Below are 22297 nucleotides of genomic sequence, written 5' to 3' on the forward strand. Positions count from 1 at the left end.
TGCGCCGGGGACGGGTGTGGCCGGCGTGGGCGACGGATGCGCGCTTCAGCCCTGCAGGAACGGGTTCGTCAGCCGCTCCAGGCCGATGCTCGACGTCGGGCCGTGGCCGGGGATGAAGCCCGTCTCGTCGCCGAGCGGGAGCAGCCGCTCGCGGATGGAGCGGATCAGCGTCTCGTGGCTGCCGCGCGGCAGGTCCGTGCGGCCGACCGATCCCCGGAACAGCACGTCGCCGACCAGCGCGAAGCGTGACGGCGCATGATGGAAGACGACGTGGCCGGGTGTGTGGCCCGGGCAATGGTGCACCGCGAACTCGATCTTGCCGACGGTCACGACGTCCCCCTGGTCGAGCCAGCGGTCGGGCCGGACCGGGCCGCGCGCCTGGAGGCCGAACATCGCCGCGTCCTCGCGCAGCGTCTCGAGCAGGAACTCGTCCTCGCGGTGCGGGCCATCGACGGGCACGCCGAACCGCTCCGCGAGGTCGAGGACGCCGCCCGCATGGTCGAAGTGTCCGTGGGTCAGCAGGATGCGCTCGATGCGAGCCCCCGACCTCTCGACCACGGACGCGATCCGGTCGACGTCCCCGCCCGGGTCGACGACCGCGCCGAGCATGGTCTCCTCGCACCAGAGTACGGTACAGTTCTGCTGCAGCGGCGTCACCGGAACGATGGCGTACTTCATTGCGGCTCCTGGCGTGGCGAAGGCGGGGCAGGGTAAGGCGAGAGCCCCTGCTCACGCAAGAGTGGTGCCGGCACGTACGCGGTTGCGCCTTCCGAATGGCATCGCCTTGGCTCGCCATCTGAGGTACGCTCCGTTTCACAATCGGTTAATCCTGTCCGTTCATCCTGCTCGGAAGGCAGCCGGCACCAGTCACCTCTAGCCCTGCGTCTCCTGCCGCTCGAATTGCTGCCGGGAATGGGATCCGTGAAGCCACAGACCGTTGCCATCGTCGATGACCAGATAACCAACCTGAAGATACTCGGCCGCCTTGCGGGATCCCTGGGGGCCGGGGTCCAGGTTCGGACCTTCGAGCGGCCGCGCGATGCGCTCGCCTCCTTCCCGACCGATCCGCCCGACCTGGTCATCACCGACTTCATCATGCCGGAGCTGGACGGCGCGGCGTTCATCCGCAACGTGCGGACCATCGCCTGCTGCGACGACGTGCCGGTCATCGTGATCACGGCCTACGAGGACAAGCTGCTGCGCTACCGGGCGCTGGAGGCGGGGGCGACGGACTTCCTGCTGAGCCCGGTCGACCCGAGCGAGTTCGCCGCGCGCTCGCGCAACCTGCTGACGCTCCGGCGCCAGCAGCAGATGCTGAAGCGCCGCGCCTTCCGTCTGGAGCGGCGGATCGCGCTGGAGGAGCGGCGTCACCGCGAGGCCCTGCAGCGCAGCCACGAGCGGCTGATCCGCGTGATAGACGCGATCCCCGTGATGATCAGCGCCACCGACCGCGACGGGCGCTTCGTCTTCGCGAACCGCCATTTCGCCCGCTCGCTGGGCCGGGAGATCGCCGACCTGATCGGCCGCGTGCCGGTCGAGGCGTGCGGGCCGGAGCGGGGCGGGGCCTGGGCCGCCATCGACGCCGACCTCGTTGCCGGCCTGGAACGCCCGCTCAGCTTCGAGGAGGTGGTCCTCGACCCTTCGGGCGCCGAGCGCGTGCTCCTCACCGGCAAGTCGGTCCTGCCGCAGCAGACCGGGGCCGACGCCATCGTCGTCACGGTCTCGTTCGACATCACCGAACGCAAGCGGACGGAGGTGGAGCTGGTCGACGCGATGCGCCTCGCCGAGGCCGCCAACCACGCCAAGACCGAGTTCCTGGCCAACATGAGCCACGAGCTGCGCACGCCGCTCAACGCGATCATCGGCTTCTCCGAGGTGATCGCGCACGAGATGCTCGGCCCGGCGGGGATCGACCGCTACGTCGAGTATGCGGGCGACATCCGGCGCAGCGCCGAGCACCTCCTCGAGATCATCAACGACGTCCTGGACGTCGCGAAGATCGAGGCGGGGCGGCTCGAGCTGGAGGAGGCGGCGGTCGATCCCGCGCAGGCCGTCGCCGACGTGATCTCGATCGTCCACGACCAGGCGCGGCAGGCCGGCGTCGCCCTGCGGACGGTCCTGGCGGAGGACCTGCCCCAGCTCCGGGCGGACCGGCAGAAGCTGCGCCAGGTCCTGCTCAACCTCGTCGGCAACGCCGTGAAGTTCAGCCCGGCCGGCTCGGCCGTCACGATCGCCGCCGAGGTGGTCGAGGGCTGCGTGACCATCGGGGTCTCCGACCGCGGCATCGGGATGGACGAGGACGAGGTGAGGGTGGCGCTGACCCGGTTCGGCCAGGTGGCGAGCCCATGGACCCGCCGGCATTCCGGCACGGGGCTTGGGCTGCCGCTCGCAACCGGGCTGATGGAGCTGCATTCCGGCACTCTCCGCGTCGACAGCACCAAGGGAGAGGGTACGACCGTGACGATCCGCTTCCCGGCCGAGCGGTCGATGGCCCGGGGGCCGGCGCCGGCATGAACGACGGGGATACGGACGTCGCCGCCGGAAGGCCGAAGCGTCTTCGCGCGGGGGCGATGCTGCTCGGGCTGTCCGCCTGCGCCGCGCTGTCGCTCCTTTCCTGGTCCGCGGGCCAGCTCCATGCCGCGTCGGGCGGCGTCCTCGCCGGCATCTCCCCCGTCGACCTCGTCCTGCTGGCGGCGCTGGCGCTGTCGGTCACGGCGGTCGCGGTCCTCTCCGCGCCCGGCGGGGGCACCGGCGCCGCGCGCCGGGCGGCCGAGCGGCGCGACAACGAACTCGGGCAGAGCGTGCTGCGGGTCGCGTTCGGGTCCTGCGTCATAGGCTATGTCGCCGTGCTGCGCGTGCTCGACCCGGGTGCCGCGGGGCTGGAGACGGCGATGCGCGTCGCCGGCGTCGGCACGGTCCTGGCCTGGATACTGCTGGCGGACGTGCTGAGACGGCCGGGCGGGGGCGTGCGGCGTACGCTGGGCGCCGTGCTGGACAACGCTTCGCTGTCGCTGTTCCTGCATTTCGGCGGCGCGCTGACGGCGGCCTGGTATCCGGTCTATCTCTGGGTCACCTTCGGCAACGGCTTCCGCTACGGCGTGAAGCCGCTCGTGATATCGACCTCGCTGAGCGTGCTCGGCTTCGGCGCGGTCGTCCTGACGACGCCCTTCTGGCAGGCGAACCCCGTCCTGTCGGGCGGGCTGCTGGCCGGCCTCGTGCTGCTGCCCGCCTACGTCACGACGCTGCTGCGCCGCCTGACCCAGGCGAAGGCGCAGGCGGAGGCGGCCAACGCCGCCAAGGGCCGCTTCCTGGCCGTGATGAGCCACGAGCTGCGCACGCCGCTCAACAGCGTGCTCGGCCTCAACGCGCTGCTCGAACGCACGCCGCTCGACGACGGCCAGCGCGACATGCTCGCGACCATGCGTTCGTCCGCGCAGACGCTGCTGGGGCTGATCAGCGACATCCTGGACTTCTCGCGCATCGAGGCCGGGCGCCTCCAGCCCGAGCGCGAGGCGTTCGATCCCCACGACGTGATCCTGTCCGCAGCCCAGCTCGTCCGCTCGCAGGCCGTGGCCAAGGGGCTGGACTTCCGGACCCGCATCGACCCGGCGGTGCCGCATCGGGTCCGCGGCCTGCCGTACCAGCTCCGCCAGATCGTCGTGAACCTCGCCGCCAACGCCATCAAGTTCACCGACCGCGGCGTCGTCGAGATCTCGGTCGGCCTGGTCCGGCTCGACCCGGCCGAGGCACGGCTGCTGGTCAGGGTGCGCGACGAGGGCATCGGCATCGCCCCCGAGGCGCAGGAGCGGATCTTCGAGATGTTCACGCAGGCCGACGGCGCCGTGACGCGCCGCTACGGCGGAACCGGGCTCGGCCTCGCGATCGTGCGCCATCTCGTCGACATGATGGGGGGCACCATCCGGATCCGGAGCCGGCCCGGCGCCGGCAGCACCTTCGAGGCGGAGCTGCCCTTCGAGGTGCTGGCCGGCGAGCCGGCCGACCTGCCCGGCTTTGCGGGGCGCACCCTGTTCGCGGTATCCGCGGATCCCGGCTTCGCCGACGAATTGCGGCCGGCGATCGCGGCCGAGGGCGGCCGCCTGCGCCAGCTCACCCCCGATGCCGTCGGCTCGGCGCTGGCCGCGCGGCCCGATCCCTTGCCGCGCCCCTTCGTGGTGATCGACGGCACCGCCGGCTCCGGGCCAGCCCGGGCACTCGCCGACGGCCTGCTGCGCGGCGGCGAGCCCCCGCTCGTCCTCGTCGCGATGCCGTCCGGCGCGCGGGAACCCGCCCGGCCGAACGAGATCGCCTGGCCCGCGTCCGCCGCGGCCCTGGCAGCCGCCTTCGCCCGGCTCGCGGAGCAGGCGGCGGACGCCGCACCCCTCCCGAGGGACGCGGGCGAGGAGCCCGCCGGCCGCAGCCTGCGCGTCCTGGTCGCCGAGGACAACGACGCCAACCGCATGATCATCGGCCGCATCCTGGAGATGGGCGGCCACGAGCCCGTCTTCGCCCATGACGGCGAGGAGGCGCTGGACGCGCTCGACGCGGGCGGGTTCGACGTCGTCCTGATGGACATCAACATGCCGGAAGTGAGCGGCTACGAGGCGACGAAGCTCTATCGCATGGCCCATCTGAGCGAGCCGCACCTGCCGATCATCGCCCTGACGGCGGATGCGACGTCCGAGACGGCGCGCCTGTGCCGCGAGGCGGGCATGGATGCGATCCTCACCAAGCCGATCGAGCCCGCCGACCTGCTCGCCGTGCTCCGCGCCGCCTGCGTGCCGACGGCCGGGAGCGGCGCGCTTCCCGGCCTGGGCGGGGCCGGCGTCCGGCCGCCGCCGGGGATCGCGTCGCCCGTGGTGACGCCGATCTCGGCCCATCCCCGCTTCGGCGAGGGGGCGGCGGTGCCGGTCCTCGACCCGGGGCGCATGGACGCGCTGCTGGCGCTCGGCGGAGATCCCACCTTCCTGGCTGAGGTCGTCGTCGCCTTCGAGCGCGAGGCCCGGACCGCGGTCGAGCACATCCGCGCCGCCGCCGCCGCGGGCGACATGCGGGCGCTGCGCGAGAGCGCCCATACCCTGCGCAGCACGGCCGGCAACATCGGCGGCGTGCGCCTGTGCCGTGCGCTGCTGGCGTTGCGCGACCTGTCCGGAGCCGAGCTGCGCAGCTCCGGCCACGATCATTCCGAACGCATCGCCGGCGAGTTCGAGCGTCTCGTCTCGGCGCTGCGGGACCGGGTAGGGGCCGGGGGCGGGGCCGGGGCCGCCGTCCCGCGCCCGGGCGAGGACGGCACGCCCCGGCATCCCGCCGGCCGGTCAGGATGAGGCCTGCCGGGCGCGCCTCCTGTCCTGCGCCGCGACGAGCCTCGCCATCTTCCTGAGGTCGGCATCCTCGAGCCGCAGCGCGAGGTCGACCCAGACATGCGCGACCTCGTGCATCTCGCGCAGGGTTATGGGATTGACGATCCGGCGGACGTCCTGGATCGCGCGATGCGCGGCGAACCGGCTGCCGGCGCGGCCGATATGCTCGTGGAACGCGTCCACCGCCCCGCCGTCCTCCGCCAGGACGTCGATGACGCCCATCGCATGCAGCTCTTCCGCCCCGTAGACGCTGCCGCTGGTGATCATCCGTTCCGCCAAGCCCGCGCCGATGCGCCGCGCCAGGAACGTGTACGCACCCATCCCCGGGAACATGTTGAACAGGATCTCGGGCAGCCCGAACTTCGCGCTGCGCTCGGCGATCAGCAGGTTGCTCGACAGCGCCGCCTCGAAGCCGCCGCCGAGCGCGTCGCCCTGGACCAGCGAGACCGTCGTCAGCGGCAGGCCGAAGCTGGTCGTGTAGTGGTAGCCGGACTCCGCCGCCGCGATCGCGTAGCGCGTCAGCCTCTCGCGGTCGCGCAGCCGGATCAGCTCCGCGAACAGGTTGAGGTCGCCGCCGAGGTTCCACGTTCCCGGCATCGGCGAGCGCAGGGCCACGTAGCGCACCGGCGAGGCGATCTCCGGGACCGCGGCGTGGACGCTCTGCATCAGGACGCGCACGCGGGCGAAGTCGTGGAGCATGGCTTCCGTGAAGCAGGGCCGGTTCTTGAACCGGAAGTCGCACCACAGGATGCGGTCGTTCCGGTCGAACTCGACGGCGAGGTCCTGGAAGGACGCCGCCGCGATCATGTCGGCGACCCGGTCGAGCGGGGGAGCCGTCTCCGCGAGGCTCGGGAACTGCGGGCGGATGCCGTCGAGGCGTCCCGTCCGGCCCGGTATCGCCGCGTCTTCGAAAAGCTGGGTGACTGCGCTCATGTCTACACTCCTCGTCCCTCTGGAATGCCTCCTCGGCTGGAATGGACATGAGCCCGGGCAGTACGGGCGGGCGAATGGGATACGACCGCGCGAACCGGCTTCGGCTTTCCGTCCTCCGGTGGCCGTGGGTGTCGGAGGCTGCAACGATCAATATTGGGTGGTTAGGGGAGGGCATAATTCAAGTGGAAGTTCCGGACGGATAGTCTCACCGATCCGGTGAAAGGTCGCGCGGCCTGCATATTTCAAGAAATAAACATATCGATTTTAAATAAATACAGTTTTACTGAATATCACAGTATGTGAGCACCCGCGAATCAGACCCGGTTTTTCCACGACTGCTGCACCTGGGTTACCCTGTTGCGCCATCAGAACGTTCGACGACCGTTTCTATCTCTTCCGGGCCTACCACATGGCCATGGTCGCAGACCAGCCGGGCATGGATTTGGGCGCCGCAGTGGTGCCGGAGTTTCAGCGGCGACGGACCGCCGGGCAGATGCTCCTCCGCCCATTCCCGCAGCGCCGCGAGCGCCGGCAGCAGCGCGCGCCCCCTGGCGGTCAGTTCGTAGGCGTGATGCGTGCGCCGGCCCGGCTCCCGGTAGGCGACGCGCGCCAGCAGCCCGGCCTCGACGAGGCGGCGGAGCCGGTCGCTCAGCACCGCCCGGGGGATGCCGAGGTCGTCCCGCATCTCCTCGAAGCGGCCCACGCCGTAGACCGCTTCGCGCAGGATCAGCAGCACCCAGGCGTCGCCGATCACCGACACGGCGCGGGCCAGCGTGCATTCGGCCAGGGGCACGGCCGCATGACGGGCCTCGCCGGGGTGCGGCTTCTCGGGTTTTTCCATGCCGGCATCCTAGCAGAGTTTGCCGAACGAACCCAGCGATGGTAGCCTGAGTTCGTAGGATGAACTTTGGAAGCGGCCATGATGGCGACCGACGGCACTGCGCGCCTGATTCTCGTCCTGGCCCTGGCGCCGGCCGTCGGGCTCGGGGTCGCGCGCTTCGCCTATGCTCTCGTGCTGCCCGACATGCAGGCGAGCCTGGGGTGGACCTATGTCGAGGCCGGGTTCATGAACACGGCGAACGCCGCCGGCTATCTCGCGGGTGCGCTGGCCTCGCCTTGGGTGGCGCGCCGGCTGGCGCCCGGCGTCGCGGTCCGCGTCGGCATGCTCGCCTGTCTCGCCGGGCTCGGGCTGTCGGCGGCGACCGCGGATTTCGCGCTGCTGTCGGCGGCCAGGCTGTTGGCGGGCGCCGGATCGGCGCTCGCCTTCGTCGCCGGCGGCGCCATGGCCGCGGCCCTGGCCGGCTCCCGACCCGAACGGGCAGGGTTCCTGCTGGGCCTCTTCTACGCGGGGCCGGGTCTCGGGATACTGGTGTCGGGCCTAGTGGCGCCGCTCGTCCTGCACGGGTACGGCGCCGGCGCGTGGCGCGAGGCGTGGGCCGTGCTGGCCCTGGCCTGCGTCCTCCCCGCCGCGGCTCTCTTCCTGCCGCTCGGCCCGCCCGCCGCGGCGTCCGGGCGGGCAGGCCGGGCGCCGGCGGTCCCGTTGCTCGCAATGGCGCCGATGCTCGTCGGCTACGGCGCCTTCGGGGCCGGTTACATCGCCTACATGACCTTCATGATCGCCTGGGTCCGGGACGCGGGAGGCGGTGCCGTCCAGCAGGCGGCCTTCTGGGGCGTGCTCGGGCTTGCGGTCATGGCGTCGCCCTGGCTGTGGTCGCGGCCGATCGGCTCGCTGGGCGGCGGCAGGGCCATCGCCGCCCTGACCGGCGTCACGCTTGCCGGCGCGGTGTTGCCGCTGGTGGCGGAGGGGGCCATGGTCCTGTTCGTCTCCTCCGCCTGTTTCGGCAGCGCCTTCTTCGCCGTCGTCGCCGCCACCACCGCCTTCGTGCGGCGCAACCTGCCGCAGCCCGCCTGGCCGGGCGGCATCGCCGCCGCCACGGTCGCGTTCGGGCTGGGCCAGATGGCGGGGCCGGTTGCGACCGGGCTGGTGACCGACCTTGCCGGCGGGGCCCTGTCGGCGGGGCTATGGTCGTCCGCCGGGCTGCTCGCGCTTGCCGCGGCGATCAGCCTCGCCCAGCGTGACGTCGGCCTCCACCGGACGGCCGGGGCTGCGCCTGGGCCATGAACTTGCGGCCGAGGCGCTTCGCGTTCGCGGTGCTGCGGCTGTGATAGGGACCCATCATGCTCTCGGTGGCCGCCACTCCCGCGACGGCCAGCGCCATCGGCAGCGTCCACAAGGTCGGTGCGGCGACCCCCGGGGTGGTCGATGCCTTCGTGATCGCTCCCCAATGCCTCATCCAGGCGTCCGCGACCTGCCGCTGCATCTCCACCACGGCTTCGGAGGCCGCGACCGCGCTCTGGGAGGCGGCCTGCATCTTCTCCGTCACCATCCGCGCGTTCTCGCGCGCGTCGGTGCGGCGCGGGTCCACGAGCCCGGCCGCGATCCCGGTGCTCCGGATGCCGATGGTGATCGCTGAGGCGGTCATCATCTCGCTCCAGCGCCAGACGTTGCGCCATATGTCGAAGGGGAGGAAGGCGGAAGGGGACTGGGAACGAGGCATCGTGGACTGTCTCCGGAAGGCGGTGCGGGTTCGTGCGACCCCTTCAACATGTTGCGTTGCACAATGATAACAAGCCTGTCCGCAATTGTCCCAGTGCCCCCTCTTGCGCAGGGTCCGGGGTCCGAGGTCGGGGGCCCCGGCCGAGGCGTCGCGGCGGGTTCATTGACAGGAGCCCGCCCGTCTGCCCATGCTGGGCTCGAATCGCAACGAGATCGCAGGCATGCCGACGTCGTCCTATCCCCGCTTCGACGAGCTTCGGGCGAGCCGGCTGGCCGAACGCCGCGATGCCGCCGTCCGGGCCGTCCGGCAGGCTGCCCTTCTGGCCGAGCGGGTGGGCGGGCGGCTCGTGGTCTTCGGTTCCCTGGCCGAGGGCGGCTTCCACGAGCGTTCCGATGTCGATCTTGCACTTCTGGCCGTGCCGCCCGGCCGCGATCTCGACATGGCGGCCGAGATAGAGGCGGCTTTGGCCGGCGCGGGTTTCGTCGCGGAGGTGGTTCCGGAGCGGTTCATGTCGCCGTCGTTGCGCCGGCGCGTCGAGGAGCACGGACGTGAACCCGGCGTTCTGGGCTGACATTCGCCGCGACCTGGATGCAGCCGCGCGCTACGTGCATGCAGCCTCGCGTCGCGCCCGCTCCCTGGCGGACGGCGCGGCTGTTCTCGATCCGGATATCCGGGAGGACCGTGAAGCGGCCATCGGCCTGCTGATTCACAACTGCTACGGGGCGATGGAGTCGGCATTGGAGCGTATCGTCCAGGCGATCGATGGAGGACTGCCCACCGGCCCCGCCTATCATGCCGATCTGGTCCGCCGGGCGGGAACGGCCGTCGAGGGTGTCCGACCCGCCGTGATCGCTGCCGGAACCGCGCAGGCTCTGCAGAGGCTGCGCAGCTTCCGGCACATCTTTCGGCATGCTTATGACGGTTACGACTACGCCCGCGCCGTCGAGAACGTCGCCGTTGCGGAGGATGCCGTTCCGGCATTCCGTCGGGACGTCTCGGAATTCGCGCGGAAGATTGGAATTGCTCCGCAAGACGGCGGCCCGGACTGATCTCGCGGCGCTCAAAGCCTAACCGCCCGACCGGGCCCTCAGCGCGCGGCGCATGATCTTGCCGGTCGCGGTCATCGGCAACTCGTCGACGAACTCGACCTCGCGCGGGTATTCGTGGGCGGCGAGGCGCGTCTTCACGAAGTCCTGGATCTCTCGGGCGAGCGCCTCGTCGCCGCTCCGGCCGGGGCGCAGCACGACGAAGGCCTTGACCCGCTCGGTGCGGATCGGGTCGGGCACGCCGACGACGCCGGCCAGCGCCACCGCCGGGTGGCGCATCAGGCATTCCTCGATCTCGCCGGGACCGATCCGGTAGCCGGCCGAGGTGATGACGTCGTCGTCCCGGCCGACATACCAGAGGTACCCGTCCTCGTCGCGGCGGCCGAGGTCGCCGGTCAGCAGCCAGTCGCCCGCGAACTTCTCCGCCGTCGCCTCGGGGCGGTTCCAGTATCCCAGGAACATCACCGGGTCCGGGCGGCGGACGGCGATCGCGCCGGTCTCGCCGACGGGCAGGGGATTGCCCTCCGGGTCGACGACGGCGACCTCGTGGCCGGGGACCGGCCGGCCCATGGAGCCCGGCCGCACCTCCATCAGTCCCGCGCAGTTGGCCACCACGAGGTTGCACTCGGTCTGGCCGTAGAACTCGTTGATCGTGAGCCCGAAGACACGCCGGCCCCAGTCCAGCAGCTCGCCTCCCAGCGTTTCGCCGCCGCTGCCGATGCTGCGCAGGCGCAGCCCGGGATGGCCGATGTCGGCCTGGCGCATCAGCTTCAGCGCCGTCGGCGGCAGGAAGGTGTTGCGCACGCCGTGGCGCGCCATCAGGTCGGCCGCGCGCTCGGGGTCGAACTTGCGGAACCGGTGCGCCAGCACCGGCGCGCCGTGATGCCAGGCCGGCATCAGCACGTCGAACAGCCCGCCGATCCAGGCCCAGTCCGCGGGCGTCCAGAACAGGTCGCCGGGTTGGGGAAAGAATTCGTGCGGCATCTCCACGCCCGGCAGATGGCCGAGCAGCACCCGATGGGCGTGGAGCGCGCCCTTCGGGTTGCCGGTCGTGCCGGAGGTATAGATGATCACCGCCGGGTCGTCGGCCGCGGTGTCGACCGGGCGGAAGGCGTCGGACGCCGCGTCGAGCAGGGTGTGGAAGTCCCGCGTGCCCGCCGGCGCGCCGTCGATGCACAGCACCGTGCGCAGGTCGGGCAGCCGGTCGCGGATCGCCGCGATCCGGGCGGCGCCGGCCGCGTCGGTGACCAGCGCCCGCGCCCCGCTGTCGGCCAGCCGGTACTCCAGCGCCTCCTCGCCGAACAGCGTGAACAGCGGCACCGTGATCAGGCCGGCCTTGAACCCGGCGAGATGCGCCACCGCCGTCTCGGGCGCCTGGGGCAGCAGCACGGCCAGGCGGTCGCCGCGCCGCACGCCCTGGGCGTCGAGGACGTTGGCGAGCCGGTTGGATAGGCGCATCAGCTCCAGGAAGGTGTATTTCCGGACCGCGCCGTCCTCGCCCTCGAACACCAGTGCCACCCGGTCCGGGTCGGCCGCGTGGCGGTCGCAGGCGTCGACGCCGATGTTGTAGCGGCCGGGGACCCGCCACGCGAAGCGGCGGGTCAGCTCGTCGTAGCTCGCGGCTGGCGTCAGCATGGCTCGCCGGGGCCTCCCTTCGTCAGCGCAGGGCCTCCAGGATGCTGACGTAGTTCGCGACGGCGGCCCCGCCCATGTTGAACACGCCTGCGAGCTTCGCGTCGCGGACCTGGATCGGCCCGGCCGTCCCGGTCACCTGCATCGCCGCCATCACGTGCATCGAGACGCCGGTGGCCCCGACCGGATGGCCCTTCGCCTTCAGCCCGCCCGAGGGATTGACCGGCAGCTTGCCGTCCTTCTCGGTCCAGCCCTCCTCGATCGCCACGTGGCCCTGGCCGCGCGGGGTCAGGCCCATCGCCTCGTACTCGATCAGCTCGGCCGAGGTGAAGCAGTCGTGCGTCTCGACCATGCCCAGGTCCGACAGGCCGAGCCGGGCATTGGCCAGCGCGCGCTTCCAGGCCAGCTCCGCCCCTTCGAAATGGAGGATGTCGCGCTTGGACATCGGCAGCAGGTCGTTCACCTGCTCGGCCGCGCGGAAGGCGACGGCGCGCGGCAGCGCCAGCGCCGTGTCGAGGTCGGCCAGCACCACAGCCGCCGCCCCGTCGGAGACGAGCGAGCAGTCGGTGCGGCGCAGCGGGCCCGCGACCAGCGGGTTCTTGTCCGAGACGGTCCGGCAGAACTCGTAGCCGAGGTCCTTCTGGAAATGCGCCAGCGGGTTGACCGCGCCGTTGCGATGGTTCTTGGCGGCGATCCGCGCGAGCGCGTCCGACTTGTCGCCGTAGCGCTGGAAATAGGTCTGGGTGATGCGGCCGAAGACGCCGGCGAAGCCGCCCTCGATCTCGCCTTCCTCGCGCACGTAGCTGGCGCGGATCAGCAGCTCGCCGACCTGCTGGCCCGAGACCTCGGTCATCTTCTCGACGCCGACGACCAGCACCCGGCGCGCCTTGCGCGCGGCGATCGCGTTCAGCCCCTGGTGGATCGCGGCCGAGCCGGTCGCGCAGGCGTTCTCGACCCGGGTCGACGGCTTGAAGCGCAGCGCCGGGTCGGTCTGCAGCGCCAGGGAGGAGGGGAAGTCCTGGCGCACGAAGCCGCCGTTCATGGTGCCGACATAGATCGCGTCGATGTCCGCGGGTTCGAGCCCTGCATGCCGGATCGCCTCGGCCGCGACGCCGGTGATCAGCTCCTCGACGCCGACGCCTTCGTGCTTGCCGAACTTCGAATGCGCCCAACCGACGATGCAACCGCTCATGCCTGTCTCCATGCTTTCCGGTCCGCTGCCGCACTGCAGCGAGGGGAAGGCAGGGTAGGGCGGTGCGGGGCGGATCGGCAAGGGGGAAGCGGCCTGCCGGCCCGCATGGCTCCTCAGCCTTCGCGCCGCGCCGCCAGCAGGATGATCGACAGGCGCCGGTTCTGCGGGTCGAGCGGCTGGTCGGCGACCAGCGGCTCGGTATCGGCGAGACCGACGACGTTGGCTAGGCGGGTGGGTGCCAGCCCGGCGGCGATCATGGCGAGCCGGGTCGCGTTCGCGCGCTCGGCCGAGAGGATCCAGTTGTCCCGGCCCGAGCCGGCCGGGAACGGGCGCGCGTCCGTGTGGCCGCGGATCGACACCCTGTTCGGCAGGTCGGCGATCGCGCGCGTCACCAGCGCCAGCAGTTCGGCCGTGCGTCCGGGCATCTGGGCGCTGCCGCTCGGGAACATGGAGTAGCGGGCATGGTCGACGATCTGGATGCGCAGTCCCTCCGGCGTGTGGTCGATGCGCACGCTCTCCGACAGCCCGTCGAGTTCCGGCAGCCCGGCCAGCGCCTCGCGCAGTTCCCGCTCCGCCTCCCGGAAGCGCTCCCGCTCGATCTCCTCCTCCCTGGCCGCGGCTTCCCGCGCGCCGTCCTGGTCGGCTCCCGCCGAGGCCGCCTCGTGATCGGCCCTGCGGCTCAGCCGCGACGTGCCGTCGGTCTGGCCGGCCTCGATGGCGTCGGGGTCGCCGCCCAGCTCGCGCGCGAGGCCGGAGGGCACGCCCGGGGCGGCCACCAGCGAGCCGCTGCTGGCCATCGGCCCGTCGACGGAGATGGTCAGGCCGCCCATCACGCCGCCCGAGCCGCTCATGGACACCGAGGCCGCCGTCGTCGGGCTGAAATAGTCGGCGATGCCGCTGCGCTGCTCCTCCGTCGTGGCGCCGAGCAGCCACAGCAGCAGGAAGAACGCCATCATCGCCGTCACGAAGTCGGCATAGGCGACCTTCCAGGCGCCGCCGTGATGGCCGCCATGCGCCTCCTCGACCCTCTTGATGATGATCGGCCGGCGGTTGCCGCCCTCGGGCGCGGCACTCATGACGCCGTCGCCTGGTTCAGGGCGTCCTCCAGATCGCCGAAGCTCGGCTGGATCGGGCTCGGCACGTTGCCGCGCGCGACCTCGACCGAGACCTGCGGCGCGTTGCCGTTGAGGTGGGAGACGATGGCGTCGCGGATCACCGCGTAGAACTGCGCGTCCTCGTCGACGATCTGCCGGTAGCGCGAGGCGAAGGGCCCGACGAGGCCGTAGGACAGGAACACGCCGAGGAACGTGCCGACCAGCGCCCCGCCGATCAGCTTGCCCAGCACGGCCGGCGGCTGGTCGATGCTGGCCATCGTCTTGATGACGCCGAGGACGGCGGCGACGATGCCGAGCGCGGGCAGGCCGTCGGCCATGGACTGCAGGCTGTCGCCCGGGCGCAGCGCCTCGCCGTGATGCTTCTTGAGCTGACGCTCCATCGCCTCGGACACCTGGTGCGGGTCGTCCATCGACATCGAGACCATGCGCAGCATGTCGCAGATGAAGTCGAGGGCGAAGTGGTCGCCGAGGATCTTCGGATAGCGCTTGAAGATGTCGCTGTCGTGGGGCTTCTCGATATGGGGCTCGATCGCGATCATGCCCTTGGACTTCATCGTCCTGGTCAGGACGAACATCAGGCACAGCAGGTCGCGGTAGTCGTCCCGGTTCCATTTCGGTCCCGAGACGACCTGTTTCAGCCCGGCCGCCGCCCCCTTCAGGACCGCCGCCCCGTTGGAGATCAGGAACGCGCCGAGCGCCGCACCCCCGATCATCATCATCTCGAACGGCAGGGCGCCGACGATGATGCTCATCTTGCCTCCGGCGAGGATGTAGCCGCCGAAGACCATGACGAAGATGATGACGATACCGGCGAGCGGAAGCATGGGCTGCCCTGTTCGGGTCCCGTCTCCGGGACGTGCTGCGGGAGGTGGGAGGCATGCTGTAGCCGCCGGCGGTGAAGGAATGGTTTATGGGGCATGGAACCGGCAGTAGGTTCGTTAACCAATTTCGGCCACAATCCCGGCGGTGACCACCGAACGGATCCGCCCCATGCCGACGCTCGCCCAAGCCGCGCTTCGCACCCGCATCCGCGACGACATCGACGACACCATCGACCGCGAGGACCGCGCGGCGATCCTCGCGGACTGCCTGATCTCCCGCCTGATCGAGGTGACCTTGAAGGATCGGCGCGACTATCTCGCCTATATCGAGAACGAGATCGCGGGGGCGTTCGGAAGCGGACAGGACCAGGCGGTCCGCCGTGCCGTCGCATCCCGCCGGCGCGAGGTCCTTCACTTCGCGATCCGCGACGAGCTGATGGTCACCGGCATGGACCAGGCCTTGTGGCGCAGCACGATGGACCGGATCAGCGACGTGGCCGACGAAGCCTTCACGCCCGAGACGCTGGAGCGGTTCCTCGCGATCTGCGAGCGCCGCGGCTGGGAACCCCCGGTGACCTTCGGCCGGGACTGAGGCCTCGGCCGGTATCGACGCCTGCGCCCGGCTGGAGCGTCGGGCATGCCGATGTCTTCTTTTTGTTACACCGTGGAGCCGCCCGGTGCCCGGCCGGAGCCGGCAATGGCTGAACGGTCGATATCGTACCTCTTAAGCGGCATAACACCTTTCCGGTCCTGCGTAATTACATGAAAATTCAGGTAAGTTCTTGGCGACCGCACGTTCGGAACGTAGACGAACCGTGCCAGCCGCCGGGGAATGCCAGAGATGATTCAGGACGGGACCGACCTCGAAGGCACGCCGATCGCCCTGGTGGATGCGAACCGGCTGTTCCGGGAGGGATTGAAGCGCATACTGGTCGAGCACGGCGCGGCCGTGACCGCCGATGCGGACGAGATCGACGCCGGGCGCCTCAAGCTGCTCGGCCGCCCGGCTCCGAGGCTCGTGATCGCGGATCCCGGCGACCACCGTGAAAGCACCGAGCGCGTGCGCGACATGGTTACCGAGTTCGGCGTGCCGATACTGGTCCTGACCGAGAACTTCCGCATGTCGGCCCTCACGACCATGCTGCAGGCGGGCGCGGCGGGATACCTGCTGAAGTCGGTCTCATCCGAAGCACTGCTCCACTCCGTCCGCCTGGTCCTGCTCGGCGAGAAGGTGTTTCCCAGCAGCCTCGCCCGGCACCTCGTGCCCAACCAGCGCTACCGCCCCGTGCTCGGCGACGGCCGCCTCGGCCGCAGCTTCACGCGCCAGGAACTGGCGGTCCTGTCCGCCCTGCGCGTAGGCAAGAACAACCGCCAGATCGCCTCGACCCTCGGCATCAGCGCCGCGACCGTGCGGATCTACATGAAACGCCTTCTGCGCAAGCTGAACGTGTCGAACCGGACCCAGGCCGCGCTGTGGGCGCTTTCGAACGACGTCGCCGGCGGGATCAGCGTCTCCGAGACCGAGGTGTCCTGACGCTCAGTGCGGTCTCTGGTGCGGCTCGACGCTCTCGAGGATCTGGCTGGCCGCGAACGCGACCAGGCGCCAGTCCTCCGGGCGCGACGTGCCGGCGCGCTCGTCGTTGGGACGGTGGGCGAGCCGCATCGCCTCGAAGATCGCCGCCTGCCCGTAAAGTCGGACGAACCGCTGGGCGGTGGTCCAGATCTCGCGGTTCTCCATGGTCCCCTCCTGCACGGGCCGCGCCGCCCGATCGACTGCGCCCGATGGACTGCGAGGGAAACGGAGCGACGTGCCCCCGGTTCCACCGGCGGCACCTGTTCTGACGATCCTGTCCCGCGAGGTGCACGGCACCGGCGCAGGGCGCGCCTATCCGAACGGAAGGGGTGGTTGCACCCCGTGCGCGTGCGGACGGGGTGGGTCGCGTGGCAGTGGTGCAGGCGCGTGGGCCGCCGGTGCAGACCCTTTGCGCGGCTTGGACGGACTATGCCGCGCGGCTAGTCTCGGCTGGTCGTGAACCGCATGGACGTGCGCCGAATCCCCGAGCCGCTCCGCCCCAAGAGCTAGATGCAGCGAATACGTGACGCCGGGCTGAGACGCCTGCTGAAAGAATGCCTCCTCGCCCTCGGCTGCCGCGGTCCGCGGCCGGCGCTCACCAATCTGTTGGTGCTGGTCGCGCTGAGCGTTCTGGGCTGGCTCGCCCTCTGGTTCGCCGCGGCCGCCACGCTCCGTCTCCTGGCCTAGTCACGCCGGCCCCCGGGCGTAGTCACACCACCGACAGCATCAGCATGTCGGGTCGGGCCAGCAGCTCCGCGACCACCTCGAGGCCGCGGGCGAGTTCGGCCCGGCTGGCGGGAGCGGTCACGTTGACCCTGACCGCGTGGGGGGCGGGCGACCGGCCGACCACGAAGGCGTCCGCCATCGCCGCCTTCACGCCACGGCGCAGCAGCGCGCGTCCGAACTCCTCGCGCCGCCACGGTTCGGGCAGGCCGAGCCACAGATGGGGGGCGGTGGCAGGCGTGCCCTCCGCTATGGGGCCGAGGATCTCCGCCGCGAGCGCCTGGCGGGCCTGCGTCTCCCGGCGTTGCGCCTCCGCCACCCGTTCGGCGGTGCCGTCCTCGATCCAGGTCCGCGCTACCTCCCCGGCCAGCGGGGACGCCATCCAGGACAGCGACCGCATCACCTGTTCGACCCGTGCCACCAGGGCCTCCGGCGCGGTCAGGAACCCGATCCTGAGCCCGGGCGCCAGCGACTTCGACAGGCTGGTGACGTGGATGGTCTGCCCGGGTGCGAGCGCCGCCAGGGCCGGCGGCGGGTCGTCCAGCATGCAGCCGAAGACGTCGTCCTCGACGATCGTAACCTCGTGCTCGCGGGCGATGCCGGCGATCCGGCGGCGGCGCTCCTCCGGCATCGTGGCGAGCGTCGGATTGTGCAGGTTGGGCATCACGTACAATGCCCGCGGCCGGTGGGCCCTGCACGCCGCCTCGAACGCGTCGGGCACCAGCCCGTCCCCGTCGGTCGCGACCGGCTGCAGGCGCAGCCCGAACGTCCCCGCCAGGGCCTTCACCCCCGGATAGGTCAGGCTCTCGACCAGCACCGTGTCGCCGGCCGCCGCGACCGCCAGCAGGCCGAGCGAGATCCCGCTCTGCCCGCCGCTCGTCACGATGACGCGCTCGGCCGCGGCCGAGATGCCGGCCCGCGCCAGCCAGCGCGCGCCCGCCTCGCGCTGGGCGCGCATGCCGGCATGGGCGTGGTAGCGCAGGGTCCGCTCGACCTGCATCTCGCCGGCGAGCCGACGCAGCGTGCGCTCGACCGGTTCCGCCAGCAGGCCGAGCGACGGCTGGTCGATGGAAAGGTCGAGGATCTCCGGCGTCGCACGGTCTTCGACCTCCTGGCGCCGGGGCGTCGGCGCCTGCCCGCGCACGAAGGTGCCCCGTCCGACCTCGCCGCCGATCAGGCCGCGCCGCTCGGCCTCCGCATAGGCGCGGGTCACGGTGCCGACCGTCACGCCGAGCCGCCAGGCGAGGTCGCGATGGGTCGGCAGCCGGGTACCGGGCGCCAGCCGTCCCGCGGCGACGTCCTCCGCGATCGCGTCGGCGATCGCGCGGTAGCGCGGGCCGGGATGGCCGGCGATCTCGGGTCTCCAACTTGTCATGGTGACAATGTAGGGATTGAACACCACCATCGGCAAGCGTTAAACAAATTGTTACCATAACGAAGGCCCCAATGGGCCGGAGTGAAGGAGGATTGTATGCGTACAATTCACATGAGCCCTCGGACGCGTGCCGTCGGCAGGGTGGGAAGCCGGAACCTGTTCGGTACCCTTCTGCAGGTCTGGCTCGAGCGGCGGCGCCAGCGCACGATGCTCGCGCGGCTCGATGCGCACCTGCTCGACGACATCGGCCTTTCGGGCGAGGATGTCGCGCGGGAGATCGCCAAGCCGTTTTGGCGCCCCTGACAACCGATGTGGGGATCGATGGACCGGGAACCGGCAGTGACCGTCGCCTATGGGCGTGAGCCCAGCCTCGACGCCGACGCCTTCATCGACCTGCTCGAGCGCTCGGGCCTGGCGGAGCGTCGGCCCGTCGGCGACCGGCTGCGGATCGAGGCCATGCTCGCGAACGCCGGCCTGATCGTGACGGCGCGCGCGGCCGGGCTGCTGGTGGGCGTCGCGCGGGCGGTCACCGATTTCAGCTATTGCTGCTACCTTTCCGACCTTGCCGTCGACCGCGCGTGGCAGGGGCGCGGTGTCGGCAGGGGATTGCTGCGCGTGGTCCGGCGCGAGGCGGGAGGGCCCGGTGTCCGCTGCATCCTGCTCTCCGCTCCCGGCGCGGTCGGCTTCTACGAGAGGGCCGGCCTGATGCGGCACGCGCAGTGCTTCGACTTCACCGATACGCCGCTCGACTGAGGGCGGCCAGTCACGGGGGACAGGGCCGATGCGCCTTCCGATCTACCAGGTCGACGCCTTCACCGACAGGCTCTTCACCGGCAATCCCGCGGCGGTCGTCCCGCTCCGGGAGTGGCTGCCGGACGACGTGCTGCTGGCGATCGCGGTCGAGAACAACCTGTCCGAGACCGCCTACGTCGTGCCGCAGGGCGACGGCTGGGAACTGCGCTGGTTCGCCCCGAACGAGGAGGTCGACCTGTGCGGCCACGCCACGCTGGCGACCGCCTACGTGCTGGCGGGCGTCCTGGGGGTCGGGGGCGACCGGCTCCGTTTCTCCACCCGCAAGGCCGGTACGCTCACCGTCACCCGCGAGGGCGACCGCTACACGCTGGACCTCCCGGCCCGGCCCGGCGAGGAGGCGCCGGTCGATGCGAAGCTGCTGGCCGCGCTGGATCTCCCGGAGGGGGTCGAGGCGCGTCTGTCGCGCGACTACATGCTGGTCGTCCCCGACGCCGCCGCCGTCCGCTCCATCGTTCCCAACGAGGGCCGGCTGGCCGAGACCGGCTGGTACGGCATCATCGTGACCGCGCCTGGCGACGAGGAGGGCGTCGACTTCGTCTCGCGCTTCTTCTCGCCGTCCATGGGCATCACGGAAGATCCCGTGACCGGCTCCTCGCATTGCACCCTCGCGCCCTACTGGGCGCGGCGGCTCGGCCGGACGGAACTGCACGCGCGCCAGGTGTCTCCCCGCGGCGGCACGCTCGACTGCCGGCTCGCGGGCGACCGGGTCCTGGTCTCCGGGCAGGCGGTGCTGTACCTGGAAGGCTCGATCCAGGTCTGAGCCGCCCAGGTCTGAGCCGCCCGGGTCTGCGCGCGCGTCGGCTCAGGCGAAGAAGAACCAGTCCTCCTGGAGGCCGGCCGCGGCGACGCCGCGCAGCGTCAGCGTATTGGCGCCGAGGCTCAGCACCGCGTCGCCGTCGACGTCCCCGAGGCCGAGATCGGCCAGGGCGTCGATGCCCGCGCCGCGGAAGAACACGCGGTCGCCCTCGGAGAGGTCGGTGATCTCGTCCCGGCCCCAGTCCGGGCCGAAGGTAAAGCCGTCCCCGCCGCCGCCGCCGGTCAGCTCGTCGTCGCCCCGCCCGCCGGCGATCCAGTCGCCGCCGTCCCCGCCGTCGAGCGTGTCGTTGCCGTCGGCGCCGAACAGCAGGTCGCCGCCGCCGCCGCCCAGGAGCAGGTCGTCGCCGGCGCCTGCATACAGGAAATCGTCGCCCGCGGCCTCCTCCGTGCGGTAGAGGTGGATCGCCGCCGGCACCGGCCCGAGCGAGCCGCCGGACGACACTGCGACCGTGGTCCCTTCCACGGCCACCTGGGCGCCGAAGCCGCTGCCCGAGGCCGGATCGGACTCGGTCAGGATCTCCAGCAGGTTCTCGCCTTCGGCATCGAAGACGTAGACGGCACCGAAGCCCTGCGGTTCGCCGACGCTGCTCTGCTGGTCGCCGATCACGATGCGCTCCCCGCTCAGGGCCACGGCCGCGCCGAAGTTACCGGGGAAGAAGTTGCTGTAGTCCGGATCCGGTGCCGGGTGCTCGATCGTCCGCACCAGTTCGCCGGAAGAAGCATCGAAGAGATAGGCGCGACCGGTGTCTCCTTCGTTCGGCGAGCCGACCAGGACGCGGTCGCCGGAGACCGCGACGTCGGTCGCGAAGTAGCGTGCCTCGATCCCGGCGGGCATCTCGATCGTCTGCCGCAGTTCCCCGGTCAGGCCGTCGTACAGAAATACCCTGCCGTAGTCGGCCGGTGCTCCGAACTCGGAATAGTTGACGCCGATGGCCAGGGTGGCGCCATCCACCGCGAGCGATATGTCGTTCACCTGGAGGTTCGGACCGCCAGGGAACTCGATGGTGGTCCTCAAGGAGCCTGTTTCGGGATCGTACAGGTTGACGCTACGTCCGACCCCGGAGCCGGGGCTGGTGAGGAAATCGGCGGTGGCGATCACCTCGGTGCCGACCGCGATCTCCTGGTCCAGCACGAAGTTCTGCAGGAACGGATCGGCGATCGGATCCAGTTCCGGTCCGACGAGGGTTTCGAACAGTCGGAGGCCGGGCCCGTCCCCGTACAGCCGGTCATCGCCGTCGCCCGCGATCAGCCGGTCGTCGCCGGCCCGTCCGAACACCGCGTCGTCGCCGGACCCGCCGTCGAGCCGGTCGTCGCCGGGACCGCCGTCGACGAAGTCGTCCCCGTCATAGCCGATCACCCAGTCGTCGCCGCCGAAGCCGAGCAGCACGTCGCCGTCGGCCCAGCCCGCCACCATGTCGTCGCCGAGGCCGCTATTGGCGATGTCGGCGCCCGGGCCGCCGGACAGGTAGTCGTCGTCCTCCTGGCCGTGGAGCAGGTCCCGGCCCGGCCCGCCCCAGAGGGCGTCCGCGCCCGCCAGCCCCCGGATCACGTCGTTGCCGGCCAGCCCGTAGATGCGGTCGGTGCCGGCGGTGCCGGCCAGGTCGTCGTTGCCCTCCGTTCCCGTGACGGAGTTGGCGGTCCCGTGCGTGCTCATAGGGCTGCCTCCGGCTAGCTGGTCGCCACGGCGGATGCTACCCGATAGGATCGGCGCCCGGGCGCTCTCGGGCAGGATATGCCCACTGGCCAGCACCCCGCCGGGACATGGGGCCGGAGCATGGGGCCGGGCATGGACTTGCTCCGGCGGGCATCCGCGGGCAGGCTGGCGTGTCTCGATCGCGACGGGTTGAAGAGGGCGGGGATATGCAGCAGCGGTACTTCGAGGATTTTCGGGCCGGCGACCGGTTCGAGACACCGGGCACGACCTTGACGGAAGCCCAGATCGTCGACTTCGCGCTCACCTACGACCCGCAGCCCTTCCACCGGGACAAGGTCGCGGCGGAGAACTCGCTCTATGGCGGGCTGATCGCCAGCGGCTTCCAGACCATGGCCCTCGTGTTCCGCCTGTTCATGGATACCGGCGTCCTTGCCGCCTGCAATCTCGGCGGGACCGCGGGCGAGATGCGCTGGCTGCGGCCCGTCCGTCCCGGCGACACCCTGCGCGTCGCGGTCGAGGTGGTGTCGGTCGAACCGTCGAGGAGCCGCGAAGACCGCGGCCGCATCCGGTTCGCCTATACCGGTCTCAATCAGGACGGCGAGCCGGTGCTGACCATGACCCTCGATCACATAGTCGCGCGCCGCCGCCCCGAGACCCCGGACGCCTGACGTCTCGCATATGCGAGAAGT

Annotated in this window: 23 protein-coding genes; 12 read left to right on the forward strand and 11 right to left on the reverse strand. The window is 71.1% G+C overall.

Features of this window, described 5'->3' with window-relative positions:
• Window positions 1-45: 45 nt before the first annotated feature.
• Window positions 46-678 carry an MBL fold metallo-hydrolase gene (locus VGO20_RS15365; RefSeq protein WP_327503247.1) on the reverse strand — a complete coding sequence of 211 codons (633 nt, stop codon included), beginning with the start codon at window positions 676-678 and terminating at the stop codon, window positions 46-48.
• 243 nt (window positions 679-921) lie between these two features.
• Here VGO20_RS15365 and VGO20_RS15370 point away from each other — a divergent pair, with 243 nt between their 5' ends.
• A complete protein-coding gene (locus VGO20_RS15370) occupies window positions 922-2514 on the forward strand; it encodes an ATP-binding protein (RefSeq protein WP_327503248.1) in 1593 nt (530 codons plus the stop codon).
• Window positions 2511-5321, forward strand: a complete 2811-nt coding sequence (locus VGO20_RS15375) for an ATP-binding protein (RefSeq protein ID WP_327503249.1) — start codon at window positions 2511-2513, stop codon at window positions 5319-5321. Before VGO20_RS15370 ends, VGO20_RS15375 begins: the two co-directional genes overlap by 4 nt.
• Here the strand turns inward: VGO20_RS15375 and VGO20_RS15380 are convergent.
• Complete coding sequence (locus VGO20_RS15380; protein ID WP_327503250.1) at window positions 5313-6290, reverse strand: crotonase/enoyl-CoA hydratase family protein; 978 nt, start codon at window positions 6288-6290, stop codon at window positions 5313-5315. The genes VGO20_RS15375 and VGO20_RS15380 overlap by 9 nt on opposite strands.
• A gap of 349 nt (window positions 6291-6639) precedes the next feature.
• Window positions 6640-7131, reverse strand: coding sequence for a winged helix-turn-helix transcriptional regulator (locus VGO20_RS15385; protein ID WP_327503251.1), 492 nt, complete (start codon window positions 7129-7131; stop codon window positions 6640-6642).
• Between the two features lie 78 nt (window positions 7132-7209).
• On the opposite strand from VGO20_RS15385, the gene VGO20_RS15390 reads away from it, so the two are divergent.
• On the forward strand, window positions 7210-8412 hold the full coding sequence (locus VGO20_RS15390) for a YbfB/YjiJ family MFS transporter (RefSeq protein WP_327503252.1): 1203 nt from the start codon (window positions 7210-7212) through the stop codon (window positions 8410-8412).
• Here the strand turns inward: VGO20_RS15390 and VGO20_RS15395 are convergent.
• Entirely contained in the window at window positions 8351-8848 is a 498-nt protein-coding gene (locus VGO20_RS15395) for a hypothetical protein (protein WP_327503253.1), read from the reverse strand. The genes VGO20_RS15390 and VGO20_RS15395 overlap by 62 nt on opposite strands.
• A gap of 187 nt (window positions 8849-9035) precedes the next feature.
• Between VGO20_RS15395 and VGO20_RS15400 the strand changes: the two genes are divergently transcribed.
• The gene (locus VGO20_RS15400) at window positions 9036-9419 is read left to right on the forward strand and encodes a nucleotidyltransferase family protein (protein WP_327503254.1); all 384 of its coding nucleotides are present in this window, start codon (window positions 9036-9038) and stop codon (window positions 9417-9419) included.
• Window positions 9397-9897, forward strand: coding sequence for a ribonuclease toxin HepT-like protein (locus VGO20_RS15405; RefSeq protein ID WP_327503255.1), 501 nt, complete (start codon window positions 9397-9399; stop codon window positions 9895-9897). The genes VGO20_RS15400 and VGO20_RS15405 overlap by 23 nt, the downstream gene beginning before the upstream one ends.
• Before the next feature lie 18 nt (window positions 9898-9915).
• Here the strand turns inward: VGO20_RS15405 and VGO20_RS15410 are convergent, their stop codons facing one another.
• The 4 genes from VGO20_RS15410 to motA all read right to left on the reverse strand — a co-directional run bounded on the left by VGO20_RS15410 (window position 9916) and on the right by motA (window position 14657).
• Window positions 9916-11529 carry an acyl-CoA synthetase gene (locus tag VGO20_RS15410; RefSeq protein WP_327503256.1) on the reverse strand — a complete coding sequence of 538 codons (1614 nt, stop codon included), beginning with the start codon at window positions 11527-11529 and terminating at the stop codon, window positions 9916-9918.
• Window positions 11530-11551: 22 nt separating this feature from the next.
• Window positions 11552-12718, reverse strand: coding sequence for an acetyl-CoA acetyltransferase (locus VGO20_RS15415; protein ID WP_327503257.1), 1167 nt, complete (start codon window positions 12716-12718; stop codon window positions 11552-11554).
• Between the two features lie 113 nt (window positions 12719-12831).
• Complete coding sequence (locus VGO20_RS15420; protein WP_327503258.1) at window positions 12832-13794, reverse strand: flagellar motor protein MotB; 963 nt, start codon at window positions 13792-13794, stop codon at window positions 12832-12834.
• Entirely contained in the window at window positions 13791-14657 is an 867-nt protein-coding gene (gene motA, locus VGO20_RS15425; RefSeq protein ID WP_327503259.1) for a flagellar motor stator protein MotA, read from the reverse strand. The genes VGO20_RS15420 and motA overlap by 4 nt, the downstream gene beginning before the upstream one ends.
• A gap of 166 nt (window positions 14658-14823) precedes the next feature.
• On the opposite strand from motA, the gene VGO20_RS15430 reads away from it, so the two are divergent.
• Both VGO20_RS15430 and VGO20_RS15435 read left to right on the forward strand, forming a co-directional pair.
• Window positions 14824-15246: a hypothetical protein gene (locus tag VGO20_RS15430; protein WP_327503260.1), complete on the forward strand. Its 423-nt coding sequence runs from the start codon at window positions 14824-14826 to the stop codon at window positions 15244-15246.
• Between the two features lie 249 nt (window positions 15247-15495).
• Complete coding sequence (locus VGO20_RS15435; RefSeq protein WP_327503261.1) at window positions 15496-16188, forward strand: response regulator transcription factor; 693 nt, start codon at window positions 15496-15498, stop codon at window positions 16186-16188.
• 3 nt (window positions 16189-16191) lie between these two features.
• Here VGO20_RS15435 and VGO20_RS15440 read toward each other — a convergent pair whose 3' ends face one another.
• A complete protein-coding gene (locus tag VGO20_RS15440) occupies window positions 16192-16392 on the reverse strand; it encodes a hypothetical protein (protein WP_327503262.1) in 201 nt (66 codons plus the stop codon).
• Between the two features lie 345 nt (window positions 16393-16737).
• Between VGO20_RS15440 and VGO20_RS15445 the strand changes: the two genes are divergently transcribed.
• The gene (locus VGO20_RS15445) at window positions 16738-16914 is read left to right on the forward strand and encodes a hypothetical protein (protein ID WP_327503263.1); all 177 of its coding nucleotides are present in this window, start codon (window positions 16738-16740) and stop codon (window positions 16912-16914) included.
• Window positions 16915-16936: 22 nt separating this feature from the next.
• On the opposite strand, the gene ehuR is transcribed toward VGO20_RS15445, so the two are convergent.
• On the reverse strand, window positions 16937-18325 hold the full coding sequence (ehuR, locus tag VGO20_RS15450; RefSeq protein WP_327503264.1) for a MocR-like ectoine utilization transcription factor EhuR: 1389 nt from the start codon (window positions 18323-18325) through the stop codon (window positions 16937-16939).
• 96 nt (window positions 18326-18421) lie between these two features.
• On the opposite strand from ehuR, the gene VGO20_RS15455 reads away from it, so the two are divergent.
• From VGO20_RS15455 to VGO20_RS15465, 3 genes are read left to right on the forward strand one after another with little or no spacing between them, the layout of a single operon-like run.
• Window positions 18422-18628, forward strand: a complete 207-nt coding sequence (locus VGO20_RS15455) for a DUF1127 domain-containing protein (RefSeq protein WP_327503265.1) — start codon at window positions 18422-18424, stop codon at window positions 18626-18628.
• A gap of 36 nt (window positions 18629-18664) precedes the next feature.
• Window positions 18665-19078: a GNAT family N-acetyltransferase gene (locus tag VGO20_RS15460; RefSeq protein ID WP_327503266.1), complete on the forward strand. Its 414-nt coding sequence runs from the start codon at window positions 18665-18667 to the stop codon at window positions 19076-19078.
• A 28-nt stretch (window positions 19079-19106) separates the two neighbouring features.
• Entirely contained in the window at window positions 19107-19898 is a 792-nt protein-coding gene (locus VGO20_RS15465; protein WP_327503267.1) for a PhzF family phenazine biosynthesis protein, read from the forward strand.
• Window positions 19899-19940: 42 nt separating this feature from the next.
• Here the strand turns inward: VGO20_RS15465 and VGO20_RS15470 are convergent, their stop codons facing one another.
• Complete coding sequence (locus VGO20_RS15470; protein WP_327503268.1) at window positions 19941-21608, reverse strand: hypothetical protein; 1668 nt, start codon at window positions 21606-21608, stop codon at window positions 19941-19943.
• Between the two features lie 206 nt (window positions 21609-21814).
• On the opposite strand from VGO20_RS15470, the gene VGO20_RS15475 reads away from it, so the two are divergent.
• Complete coding sequence (locus VGO20_RS15475; RefSeq protein WP_327503269.1) at window positions 21815-22276, forward strand: MaoC family dehydratase; 462 nt, start codon at window positions 21815-21817, stop codon at window positions 22274-22276.
• The last annotated feature ends 21 nt before the right edge of the window (window positions 22277-22297 follow it).

The organism is Arenibaculum sp. (assembly GCF_035998295.1).
Classification (GTDB): Bacteria; Pseudomonadota; Alphaproteobacteria; order Azospirillales; family Azospirillaceae; genus DASYHS01.

Coding starts and splice junctions, on each gene's coding strand:
- VGO20_RS15395 (WP_327503253.1), bottom strand. CDS start 8,848: ATGCCTCGTTCCCAGTCCCCTTCCGCCTTCCTCCCCTTCGACATATGG.
- motA (WP_327503259.1), bottom strand. CDS start 14,657: ATGCTTCCGCTCGCCGGTATCGTCATCATCTTCGTCATGGTCTTCGGC.
- VGO20_RS15375 (WP_327503249.1), top strand. CDS start 2,511: ATGAACGACGGGGATACGGACGTCGCCGCCGGAAGGCCGAAGCGTCTT.
- VGO20_RS15430 (WP_327503260.1), top strand. CDS start 14,824: ATGCCGACGCTCGCCCAAGCCGCGCTTCGCACCCGCATCCGCGACGAC.
- VGO20_RS15390 (WP_327503252.1), top strand. CDS start 7,210: ATGATGGCGACCGACGGCACTGCGCGCCTGATTCTCGTCCTGGCCCTG.
- VGO20_RS15410 (WP_327503256.1), bottom strand. CDS start 11,529: ATGCTGACGCCAGCCGCGAGCTACGACGAGCTGACCCGCCGCTTCGCG.
- VGO20_RS15445 (WP_327503263.1), top strand. CDS start 16,738: ATGCAGCGAATACGTGACGCCGGGCTGAGACGCCTGCTGAAAGAATGC.
- VGO20_RS15400 (WP_327503254.1), top strand. CDS start 9,036: ATGCTGGGCTCGAATCGCAACGAGATCGCAGGCATGCCGACGTCGTCC.
- VGO20_RS15435 (WP_327503261.1), top strand. CDS start 15,496: ATGATTCAGGACGGGACCGACCTCGAAGGCACGCCGATCGCCCTGGTG.
- VGO20_RS15380 (WP_327503250.1), bottom strand. CDS start 6,290: ATGAGCGCAGTCACCCAGCTTTTCGAAGACGCGGCGATACCGGGCCGG.
- VGO20_RS15475 (WP_327503269.1), top strand. CDS start 21,815: ATGCAGCAGCGGTACTTCGAGGATTTTCGGGCCGGCGACCGGTTCGAG.
- VGO20_RS15365 (WP_327503247.1), bottom strand. CDS start 678: ATGAAGTACGCCATCGTTCCGGTGACGCCGCTGCAGCAGAACTGTACC.
- VGO20_RS15420 (WP_327503258.1), bottom strand. CDS start 13,794: ATGAGTGCCGCGCCCGAGGGCGGCAACCGCCGGCCGATCATCATCAAG.
- VGO20_RS15440 (WP_327503262.1), bottom strand. CDS start 16,392: ATGGAGAACCGCGAGATCTGGACCACCGCCCAGCGGTTCGTCCGACTT.
- ehuR (WP_327503264.1), bottom strand. CDS start 18,325: ATGACAAGTTGGAGACCCGAGATCGCCGGCCATCCCGGCCCGCGCTAC.
- VGO20_RS15470 (WP_327503268.1), bottom strand. CDS start 21,608: ATGAGCACGCACGGGACCGCCAACTCCGTCACGGGAACGGAGGGCAAC.
- VGO20_RS15415 (WP_327503257.1), bottom strand. CDS start 12,718: ATGAGCGGTTGCATCGTCGGTTGGGCGCATTCGAAGTTCGGCAAGCAC.
- VGO20_RS15455 (WP_327503265.1), top strand. CDS start 18,422: ATGCGTACAATTCACATGAGCCCTCGGACGCGTGCCGTCGGCAGGGTG.
- VGO20_RS15465 (WP_327503267.1), top strand. CDS start 19,107: ATGCGCCTTCCGATCTACCAGGTCGACGCCTTCACCGACAGGCTCTTC.
- VGO20_RS15385 (WP_327503251.1), bottom strand. CDS start 7,131: ATGGAAAAACCCGAGAAGCCGCACCCCGGCGAGGCCCGTCATGCGGCC.